General features: G+C 55.2%; 9 protein-coding genes. 7 read left to right on the top strand and 2 right to left on the bottom strand.

Annotated elements, in window-relative coordinates; genetic code table 11:
- The 3 genes from pepE to fre form a co-directional block, all read left to right on the top strand.
- Window positions 1–509 (top strand): dipeptidase PepE (gene pepE, locus PSSD_RS24420; RefSeq protein ID WP_058974023.1); only part of this gene is annotated, 509 nt, incomplete at its 5' end.
- A 49-nt stretch (window positions 510–558) separates the two neighbouring features.
- Window positions 559–2,043 (top strand): 4-hydroxy-3-polyprenylbenzoate decarboxylase, encoded by a 1,485-nt coding sequence (gene ubiD, locus PSSD_RS24415; protein WP_058960346.1) that lies wholly within the window; start codon window positions 559–561, stop codon window positions 2,041–2,043.
- Between the two features lie 30 nt (window positions 2,044–2,073).
- Complete coding sequence (gene fre / locus PSSD_RS24410; RefSeq protein WP_039329278.1) at window positions 2,074–2,775, top strand: NAD(P)H-flavin reductase; 702 nt, start codon at window positions 2,074–2,076, stop codon at window positions 2,773–2,775.
- A 71-nt stretch (window positions 2,776–2,846) separates the two neighbouring features.
- Here fre and fadA read toward each other — a convergent pair whose 3' ends face one another.
- Entirely contained in the window at window positions 2,847–4,010 is a 1,164-nt protein-coding gene (gene fadA, locus PSSD_RS24405) for an acetyl-CoA C-acyltransferase FadA (RefSeq protein ID WP_058974025.1), read from the bottom strand.
- Between the two features lie 10 nt (window positions 4,011–4,020).
- Complete coding sequence (gene fadB / locus PSSD_RS24400) at window positions 4,021–6,204, bottom strand: fatty acid oxidation complex subunit alpha FadB (protein WP_058974022.1); 2,184 nt, start codon at window positions 6,202–6,204, stop codon at window positions 4,021–4,023.
- Window positions 6,205–6,390: 186 nt separating this feature from the next.
- Between fadB and pepQ the strand changes: the two genes are divergently transcribed.
- The 4 genes from pepQ to hemG are packed head-to-tail and all read left to right on the top strand — an operon-like array spanning window position 6,391 to window position 10,373.
- Entirely contained in the window at window positions 6,391–7,722 is a 1,332-nt protein-coding gene (pepQ, locus tag PSSD_RS24395; RefSeq protein ID WP_058974024.1) for a Xaa-Pro dipeptidase, read from the top strand.
- Window positions 7,722–8,339: an IMPACT family protein gene (locus tag PSSD_RS24390; RefSeq protein WP_058974021.1), complete on the top strand. Its 618-nt coding sequence runs from the start codon at window positions 7,722–7,724 to the stop codon at window positions 8,337–8,339. The genes pepQ and PSSD_RS24390 overlap by 1 nt, the downstream gene beginning before the upstream one ends.
- A gap of 26 nt (window positions 8,340–8,365) precedes the next feature.
- Window positions 8,366–9,817 (top strand): Trk system potassium transporter TrkH, encoded by a 1,452-nt coding sequence (gene trkH, locus PSSD_RS24385; protein ID WP_039329284.1) that lies wholly within the window; start codon window positions 8,366–8,368, stop codon window positions 9,815–9,817.
- A 19-nt stretch (window positions 9,818–9,836) separates the two neighbouring features.
- Complete coding sequence (gene hemG, locus PSSD_RS24380; protein WP_058974020.1) at window positions 9,837–10,373, top strand: menaquinone-dependent protoporphyrinogen IX dehydrogenase; 537 nt, start codon at window positions 9,837–9,839, stop codon at window positions 10,371–10,373.
- The last annotated feature ends 79 nt before the right edge of the window (window positions 10,374–10,452 follow it).

Genomic DNA, 10,452 nt, shown 5'->3' with positions numbered 1-10,452 from the left:
CGGCGATTGAACAGGCGGAGTTACTCCTGGTGAGCGGTGGCAATACCTGGTTCCTCAATCAGATGCTGCATGAACAAGGTCTGATTGTGGCGATTCAGCGTGCGGTACGTGAGCGTGATGTGCCTTACGTGGGCTGGAGCGCCGGTTGTAATGTCGCCACACCTTCGATCCGCACCACCAACGATATGCCGGTGCGCAGCAGCGTGGTGTTGCCTGCGTTGAGCCTGTTCCCGGTTCAGATCAATCCGCACTATTTGGATGCGCACGTCAGTGGCCATATGGGTGAAACCCGTGACGAGCGTCTGGCCGAGTTCTGCACGGTTAATCCGCATGAGTCGGTGATTGCGCTGCGTGAAGCCAGTTTCCTGCACGTGAGTGAAAACCGCCTGCGTTACTACAGCGCACGTGGTGAAGATTTTAAAGTTTTCCGTCATGGCGAGCCTGTCGCGGCGTATCACGATGTGCTGGCGATTCAATCGCTGGTGCCATTCTCCTGTCAGCCCGTTTAATGTTTGGGTATATACTTCCCGATTCACTTTGGCCGGAAGCTAACGCCGCATGAAATATCAGGATTTACGAGACTTCCTCGCGTTGCTTGAGCAGCGAGGCGAGCTAAAGCGCATCACTCAGGAAATCGATCCTGAGCTTGAGATGACTGAAATTGCCGATCGCACCCTCCGTGCGGGTGGCCCGGCACTGCTGTTTGAGAACCCTAAAGGGTACGACATGCCGGTGCTGTGTAATCTGTTCGGTACGCCAAAACGTGTGGCGATGGGCATGGGCCAGGAAGAGGTCAGTGCCCTGCGAGAAGTGGGTAAACTGCTGGCGTTCCTGAAAGAACCCGAGCCACCAAAAGGTTTCCGCGATCTGTTCGACAAGATGCCGCAGTTCAAGCAAGTGCTAAATATGCCGACCAAGCGTCTGCGTAATGCGCCGTGTCAGGAAGAGGTATTTAGCGGCGATGATGTCGATCTGTCGCGTATTCCGGTGATGAAATGCTGGCCGGGTGATGCGGCACCGCTGATCACCTGGGGCCTCACCGTGACGCGTGGACCGCACAAAGAGCGCCAGAACCTCGGCATCTATCGCCAGCAGGTGATCGGTAAGAATCGCGTTATCATGCGTTGGTTGTCCCATCGCGGCGGCGCACTGGATTTCCAGGAGTGGTGTAAAGCCCATCCCGGCGAGCGTTTCCCCGTCTCGGTAGCGCTGGGGGCCGATCCCGCGACGATTCTCGGTGCCGTGACGCCAGTGCCTGACACGCTGTCCGAATACGCTTTTGCCGGTTTACTGCGCGGCAACAAAACCGAAGTCGTGAAGTGCTTGTCCAACGAGCTGGAAGTGCCGGCGAGTGCGGAAATCGTGCTGGAAGGTTATATCGAGCCTGGCGACATGGCACCTGAAGGCCCCTACGGCGATCACACGGGCTACTACAATGAAGTAGATAGTTTCCCGGTATTTACCGTGACGCACGTAACGCAGCGGCGTAACCCGATTTATCACTCGACTTACACCGGTCGTCCACCGGATGAACCTGCGGTGTTAGGCGTTGCGCTGAATGAAGTGCTGGTGCCGATTCTGATCAAGCAGTTCCCGGAGATTGTTGATTTCTATCTGCCGCCTGAAGGCTGTTCTTATCGCCTCGCGGTGGTGACGATAAAGAAACAGTATGCCGGCCATGCCAAGCGCGTGATGTTTGGCGTCTGGTCTTTCCTGCGCCAGTTTATGTACACCAAGTTTGTGATTGTGTGCGATGACGATGTTAACGCACGCGACTGGAACGATGTGATTTGGGCCATTACGACACGTATGGATCCGGCGCGCGATACCGTGATGGTGGAGAACACGCCTATCGACTATCTTGATTTCGCCTCACCGGTTTCCGGTTTGGGCTCGAAGATGGGGCTCGATGCCACCAACAAGTGGCCTGGTGAAACCACCCGTGAGTGGGGGACGCCGATTGTCAAAGATCCGGCCGTCACCGCGCGCATTGACGCAATTTGGGATGAGTTAGCTATCTTTGCCGAGCCGCCGCAGCGCTAACGGCGGCCAGAACCATAAAAAAGGGCACCTATGACGACGTTAAGCTGCAAAGTCACTTCGGTTGAAGCGATTACGGATACGGTATTCCGCGTCCGATTGATTCCAGCAGCGGATTTCAGCTTCCGCGCGGGACAGTATCTGATGGTGGTAATGGATGAGCGTGACAAGCGCCCGTTTTCACTGGCTTCAACGCCGATGGAAAAGGACATCATCGAGCTGCACATCGGCGCATCTGACCTCAATCTCTATGCCATGGCGGTGATGGATCGCATCAAAAACGATCGTCAAATCACCGTGGACATGCCGCATGGCGATGCCTGGCTGCGAGAAGAGAGTGATCGCCCGATCATTTTGATTGCCGGTGGCACGGGTTTCTCTTATGCACGTTCCATTCTGCTGACGGCGCTGGCCCAGCAGCCAGAGCGCGACATCGCCATTTACTGGGGTGGACGTGAATTGATGCATCTATACGATCTGGATGAGCTGAATGCGCTGGCAGTGAAGCATCCTAATCTGAAGGTGATCCCGGTCGTCGAGCAGCCAGCAGAAGGTTGGGAAGGTCGCAGTGGCACGGTGTTGACTGCCGTGATGCAGGATTACACGACCCTTAGCGAGCACGACATCTATATCGCTGGTCGTTTTGAGATGGCGAAGATTGCACGCGAGCGTTTCTGTGCGGAGCGCGGTGCGGTAGAAGCGCAGATGTTCGGCGATGCGTTTGCGTTTATCTAAAGTCATCAGCGTACGATAAATCACGCCGCTCACCCTGTAGCGGCGCGATTCATCGTGCTGATGGCAACTGATTAAACCCGTTCAAACACCGTCGCAATGCCCTGACCTAGACCAATGCACATGGTCGCCAGACCAAAGTGCGCATCACGGCGTTCCATCAGATTCAGCAGCGTGGTGCTGATTCGCGCGCCAGAGCATCCCAACGGATGGCCCAGAGCAATGGCGCCGCCGTTCAGATTCACTTTCTCATCCAACTGATCCAGCAGCCCCAAATCCTTAATGCACGGCAGCGTCTGCGCGGCAAAGGCTTCGTTAAGCTCAAACAGGTCGATATCTTGCACGCTTAATCCTGCCCGTTTCAGCGCCAGCTTACTGGCGGGAACCGGACCGTAACCCATGATGGAGGGATCGCAACCCACCACGGCCATGCTGCGAATGCGTGCACGTGGTGTCAGGCCGAGTTCTCTGGCACGGCTTTCGCTCATGATCAGCATCGCGGCAGCGCCGTCAGAGAGTGCAGAGGAGGTGCCCGCTGTCACAGTGCCGTTGACCGGATCGAATGCCGGACGCAGCGCGGCTAATCCTTCCAGCGTGGTATCCTCGCGGATCACTTCATCGATGTCATAGCGCTTCAGTACGCCATCCGCATCGTGGCCGTATGTGGGCACAATCTCACGTTTGAAGTCACCGCGTTGCGTAGCAGCCCAGGCGCGCTGATGCGAACGCAAGGCAAAGGCATCCTGCTGCTCACGTTTAATGTGGTGCATACGTGCCAGCATTTCAGCGGTTAATCCCATCATGCCCGCCGCTTTCGCAACGGTGCGGCCTAAGCCAGGATGGAAATCAACGCCGTGATTCATCGGCACATGGCCCATATGCTCGACGCCGCCAATAATGCAACTGTGCGCATCGCCGACCATAATGGCGCGCGCGGCGTCGTGCAGTGCCTGCATCGATGAACCGCACAGACGATTGACGGTGCTGGCCGGGACGCGGTGAGGAATCTCCGCCAGCAACGCCGCGTTACGTGCAATGTTGAAGCCCTGTTCCAGCGTTTGCTGGACACAGCCCCAGATGATGTCGTCCAGCGCTGCGGGATCGACACCAGGATTGCGGCTCAGCAGTTCGCGCATCAGATGCGCAGAGAGATCTTCCGCGCGCACCTGACGAAACGCACCGCCTTTGGAACGGCCCATGGGTGTGCGTACCGCATCAACAATCACTACATTTTCCATTTTGTTCACCTCAGGCACTTTGCAGTGCTGCTTCGTCAATCGGTTGGGCTGCGGGATACCAGCTCTGATGCTGATGAGCTTTCTGTACTAACAGCTCGGGTATGGCATAGAGCGGACCAAGCGCGGTGTAACGTTTAGCCTGATCGACCAGGTTGCTGGTGCCGAGCGTGTCCATGTAGCGGAAAGCGCCACCTCGGAAAGGAGGGAACCCCAGACCGTACACCAGTGCCATATCGGCTTCAGCGGGTGAGGCGATGATCTTCTCTTCCAGGCAACGCACCACTTCGTTGAGCATCGGCAGCATCATGCGGTTAGCGATGTCTTCATCGCTGAATACGCGTTTGGGTTCGCAAATCGGCTCCAGCAGGGCATCAACAGCCGGATCGGATTTCTTCTGTGCTTTGCCTTTTTTGTCTTGCTCCCACTGATAGAAGCCCAGGCCGTTTTTCTGGCCGTAACGTTTAGCCTCGAACAGCACATCAATCGCGTCGCGGTAATCTTTCTGCATGCGAGAAGGGAAACCCTGCGCCATGACCTGTTGCGCGTGGTGAGCGGTATCAATACCCACCACATCCAGCAGCCAGGCCGGGCCCATTGGCCAGCCAAACTGTTTCTCCATCACTTTGTCGATTTGGCGGAAGTCAGCGCCATCACGCAGCAGCAGACTGAACGCGGCAAAGTAGGGGAACAGCACGCGGTTAACGAAAAAGCCGGGGCAATCATTTACCACAATCGGCGTTTTGCCCATTTTACTGGCCCAAGCCACCACTTTGCTGATCGTGGCTTCTGAAGTCTGCTCACCGCGAATCACTTCAACCAACGGCATGCGTGGCACGGGATTAAAGAAGTGCATGCCACAGAAATTCTCTGGGCGCTGCAACGACTGCGCCAACTGGCTAATCGGAATGGTGGAGGTGTTGGAGGCGAGAATGGCATCGTCACGGAGATGCTGCTCAGTTTCGGCCAGCACTTTGGCTTTGATCTGCGGGTTTTCTACCACGGCTTCAACCACCACATCCGTCCGTTCAAATCCGGCGTAATCCAGCGTGGGCTGAATGGTGGTGAGTACGCTCGCCAGCTTAGCGCCGTCGATTTTACCGCGCTCCAGTTGCTTGTTCAGCAGTTTACTGGCTTCCGTCATGCCCAGCGTCAGCGCCTGTGGGTTGATATCTTTCATTTTCACCGGCACGCCTTTCCATGCCGACTGATAAGCAATGCCGCCGCCCATGATACCGGCACCCAATACCGCCGCTTGTTGCGGAGCACCGGCTGCACTGCTGTGTTTCTTCGCCAACCCTTTGACATACTGGTCATTGAGGAAGATGCCAACCAACGCGCGTGCCACATCGCTCTGCGCCAGCGGGACGAAGGCGGCCGTTTCCAGTTTCAGTGCATCATCACGGCCCAAACCCGCTGCGGCCTCAATGGTTTTCACTGCGGTGATCGGTGCGGGATAGTGCTTGCCTGCGGTTTGCATCACCATGCTTTTGGCAATGGTGAAGCTCATCGCCGCTTCAATCGGGCTGAGTTTCAAGGGGGCCAGTTTCGGTGCGCGGCGGGCCTGCCAACTGCCTTGTGCTATCGCATCTTGCAACACGGTGAGTGCGGCAGTGCGCAGTTTCTCGCTACTCACTACGGCATCGACCAGACCGAGTTTGAGTGCGCTGGTGCCATCAATATCTTTTCCGGCCGCAATGATTTCCAGTGCACTATCGGCACCCAGCAGGCGCGGCAAACGCACGCTACCGCCGAATCCAGGCATGATGCCCAGTTTCGTTTCTGGCAGGCCGATACGTGTGGTCGGTGTGGCAACACGGAAATCGGTCGCCAGTACGCACTCGCAGCCGCCGCCCAGCGCATAGCCGTCAATCGCTGCCACGGTCGGGACGGGCAGATCTTCCAGGCGATTAAAGATGCTATTGGCAAACGCCAGCCACTGGCTCAACTTCTCTTCTGGCGCATCAAACAGCGACAGGAATTCGGTGATATCCGCGCCGACAATAAACGCCGGTTTGGCCGACGTGAGCAGCAGGCCGCGCAGATCGGGCTGTTGTTCCAGCACGCCGAGGGCCTCGCCCAATGAAGCCACTGTTTTGGTGTCGAGTTTATTCACTGAACCGGGTGCATCGAACACCAACTCGGCGATGCCATCGTCGAGCCAGTGAACTGAAAGGGTATCGCCTTGGTAGAGCATGTTCGTCTCCTGAAACCGCGAAAGGTGATCTGGTCATACCAGATGATCTGGAGTGTGGGCGGCATGTTAATTTTTTGCAAACGAGTCTTTGCTTATTTGGTACGCCGATCACAGCGTGTGCAGCACGGCAACCCAGACGCGGCTGTGCTACACTGCCGCCAATTTCGCGACATCGGAGACAAGTCCATGGATTCACTGAAAACCCTGTATCACGCGCATATCAATACGCTGCAACAGCGGGCGCAACAGGTGCTGGCACGCTTTAAACTTGATGCCATGTTGATTCATTCTGGCGAGCTGTTGACCGTTTTTCTCGACGATCACGACTATCCGTTTAAAGTTAATCCGCAATTTAAAGCCTGGGTGCCGGTCACGCAGGTGCCCAACTGCTGGTTATGGATCGATGGCGTCAATAAACCCAAGTTGTGGTTCTACTCTCCGGTGGATTACTGGCATAACGTCGAGCCGTTACCTAATAGCTTCTGGACCCACGATGTGGATGTTATTGGCCTGAAAAATGCCGATGAGATTGCCCAGCTTCTGCCTGCTCAGCGCGATAATGTGGCTTACATTGGTCCGGTGCCATCGCGTGCCACGCAACTGGGTATCAATAGCGAACGTGTCAATCCCAAAGGCGTGATCGACTTCCTGCATTACCATCGCAGTATCAAAACTGAGTACGAGCTGGCCTGTATGCGTGAAGCGCAGAAGCTGGCCGTCGCGGGCCATCGTGCGGCGAAAGAGGCCTTTTTCTCGGGTATGAGCGAGTTTGATATCAACATCGCCTATCTGACGGCTACCGGTCATCGCGACACCGATGTGCCTTACGGCAACATCATCGCGCTCAACGAACACGCCGCTGTGCTGCATTACACTAAACTTGACCATCAGCCACCGGCGAAACGTCATAGTTTCCTGATTGATGCGGGTGCGGAATACCTTGGCTATGCGGCTGATTTGACGCGCAGCTATGCGGCGCAAACCAAGTCTCGCTATGCCGAAATAGTGGACGCGATGAATAAAGAAGAGCTGGCGCTGATTGCCACGCTGAAAGCCGGCGTGCGCTATACCGATTATCACCTGCAGATGCACCAGCGCATTGCGCGCCTGTTACTGAAGTTTGACTTGGTGAAGGGACTGACCGAAGAGACGCTGGTGGCGGAAGACTTAACAGGTCCATTTATGCCGCACGGTCTTGGCCATCCGCTAGGCTTGCAGGTGCATGACGTTGCTGGCTTTATGCAGGACGACAACGGCACACATCTGGCTGCACCAACCCAGTATCCTTATTTGCGCTGCACCCGCGTGCTGGAGCCGGGCATGGTGCTGACCATCGAACCTGGCTTCTACATCATTGATTCGCTGCTGGCCTCGCTGCGCGGCGGTAAGTACAGCCAATACTTTGACTGGCAGGCGATTGACGCATTGAAACCGTACGGCGGCATTCGTATCGAGGATAATGTGGTGATTCACGCCAATCGTGTTGAAAATATGACGCGCGATCTGCATCTGGCCTAATGGATGCTTACGATATTCCCGCTGAGGCCGTGAGCCTCAGTGAGGAAACCATCAAGAAGAGCCGCTTTATAACGTTGTTGGCGCATACCGATGGCGTTGAGGCGGCGCGGGCTTTTGTGCAGCAGGTGAAACACGAACACCCTACGGCCCGCCATCACTGTTGGGCGTGGGTCGCGGGTTCTCCGTCAGATTCGCAGCAACTGGGCTTCTCTGATGACGGTGAACCTTCAGGCACCGCAGGCAAACCTATGCTGGCCCAGTTAATGGGCAGCGGTGTCGGTGAAATTACCGCCGTGGTGGTGCGCTATTATGGCGGCATTATGTTGGGCACGGGCGGGCTGGTAAAAGCTTACGGTGGCGGCGTGCAACAGGGTCTGAAGCAGTTAGCGCGTCAACGTAAAGTGCCGATGCAATCTTTTACTCTGCAATGTGACTATGCCCAGTTGAGCGATATCGAGCGCTTGCTGCAACGTTTTGACGGCATCATCGAAGAGAGCCATTATCAGGATCGTATTGCGCTACGGTTAGCGTTGCCGCATCCACAGATTGATGGCTTTCGGCAAAACCTTTCTGATTACAGCCGGGGCGCCCTGACGCTGATCCCGCTGGACCATTAAAAGCATCTGTTAAAGGAAACGGCTGAATGCATTTTCGCGCCATTACCCGCATCGTGGGCCTGTTGGTGATTTTATTCTCGGTGACCATGATCCTGCCGGGGCTGGTGGCCTTAATTTACCGCGACGGTGCCGGACGCGCATTTAGCCAGACATTTATGATGGCGATTGTGATTGGATCGCTGTTGTGGTGGCCTAACCGCAAAAAGAAAACCGAACTCAAACCGCGTGAAGGTTTCCTGATTGTGGTGCTGTTCTGGACCGTGTTGGGCAGCGTGGGGGCCATGCCTTTTATCTTTGCCGAGCAGCCGCATTTGTCGGTGACTGATGCGTTCTTTGAGTCCTTTTCTGGCCTGACGACCACGGGTGCAACCACCTTAGTCGGGCTGGATACCTTGCCCAAAGCGATTCTGTTTTATCGTCAGATGCTGCAGTGGCTTGGCGGTATGGGGATCATCGTTTTGGCCGTCGCCATCCTGCCTATTCTGGGCGTCGGCGGTATGCAGTTGTATCGCGCTGAAATGCCAGGACCGCTGAAAGATAATAAAATGCGTCCGCGTATTGCTGAAACGGCTAAAACATTGTGGCTGATCTACGTCTTGCTGACCGTGGCGTGCGCGGTAGCGTTATGGCTGGCGGGGATGCCGGTGTTTGATGCTATCGGCCACAGTTTCTCCACCATCGCCATTGGTGGCTTCTCGACACATGATGCGAGTATCGGTTACTTCAATAGCCCCACTATTAATACCATCGTGGCGGTATTCCTGCTGATCTCGGGCTGTAACTATGGCCTGCATTTCTCTTTATTAAGCGGGCGCAGCCTTAAAGTTTACTGGCGCGATCCCGAATTCCGCATGTTTATTGGCGTACAACTGACGTTAGTGCTGATCTGTACGATAGTGCTGTGGTTCCACAACGTCTACGCCAGCGGCTGGCAAACTCTGAATCAGGCGTTTTTCCAGGTGGTGTCGATGGCCACCACGGCAGGCTTTACTACTGACAGCATCGCACGTTGGCCGCTGTTCTTACCGGTGCTGCTGCTTTGCTCGGCTTTTATCGGTGGCATGGCGGGATCAACCGGTGGTGGTTTGAAAGTGATTCGTATCCTGCTGCTGTTTAAGCAGGGTTCACGTGAACTGAAGCGCCTGGTGCATCCTAACGCGGTGTACACCATCAAATTGGGCAATCGTGCACTGCCGGAACGCATTCTTGAAGCGGTATGGGGATTCTTCTCCGCTTACGCGCTGGTGTTTCTACTAAGTATGCTGGCGATTATTGCGACCGGCGTGGATGACTTCTCTGCTTTTGCGGCGGTGGCGGCAACGCTGAATAACCTCGGACCGGGGTTGGGGGTGGTGGCCGATAACTTCACTTCAATGAATGATGTCGCTAAGTGGATTTTGATTTTGACCATGCTGTTTGGCCGCCTTGAGGTGTTCACACTGCTGGTGCTGTTTACGCCGACTTTCTGGCGTGAATAAAAAGAAACAGGATTATTTGATGAAAGCATTAATTCTTTATTCCAGTCGCGATGGGCAAACCCGTGAGATCGCGGCACGTATGGCGCAGGCGTTAGCGCCACAGCAGCTGTGTGATGTGATTGACCTGCTTGAGGCTGAGAAGGTGGAGTGGTCACAGTATGATCGTTTGTTGATTGGCGCATCCATTCGTTACGGCCATTTCCATCCCGCCCTGATGAAATTTGTCTCGCAGCACAAGGCCGAGTTGCAGCAGCGTGTTAGCGGCTTCTTTAGCGTCAACCTGACGGCGCGTAAGGCAGAGAAGTGCACGCCTGTGACCAATGCGTATACTCGCAAGTTTCTGGAACAGTCACCGTGGCAGCCCGATTGCTGTGCTGTGTTTGCTGGCGCTCTGCGTTATCCACGTTATCGCTGGTTTGATCGCATCATGATTCAACTGATTATGCGGATGACCGGAGGTGAGACGGACACATCTAAAGAAGTGGAGTACACCGATTGGGATAAAGTCGCAGTTTTTGCCCAGGATTTTGCACAGTTACCAGGCAAATCGTTGTGAAATAGAGCGTTGTGGCTAAATTTAGGTCGAACGATCATTTTTTTGCAATAAACCCTTGTCAGCCAGAATTAACTCCCTA

It is taken from the genome of Type-D symbiont of Plautia stali (assembly GCF_001485335.1).
GTDB lineage: Bacteria > Pseudomonadota > Gammaproteobacteria > Enterobacterales > Enterobacteriaceae > Pantoea > Pantoea vagans_C.
The sequence above is the reverse complement of the archived record's forward strand: the minus strand, read 5'-3'. Positions and strand labels throughout refer to the sequence as shown.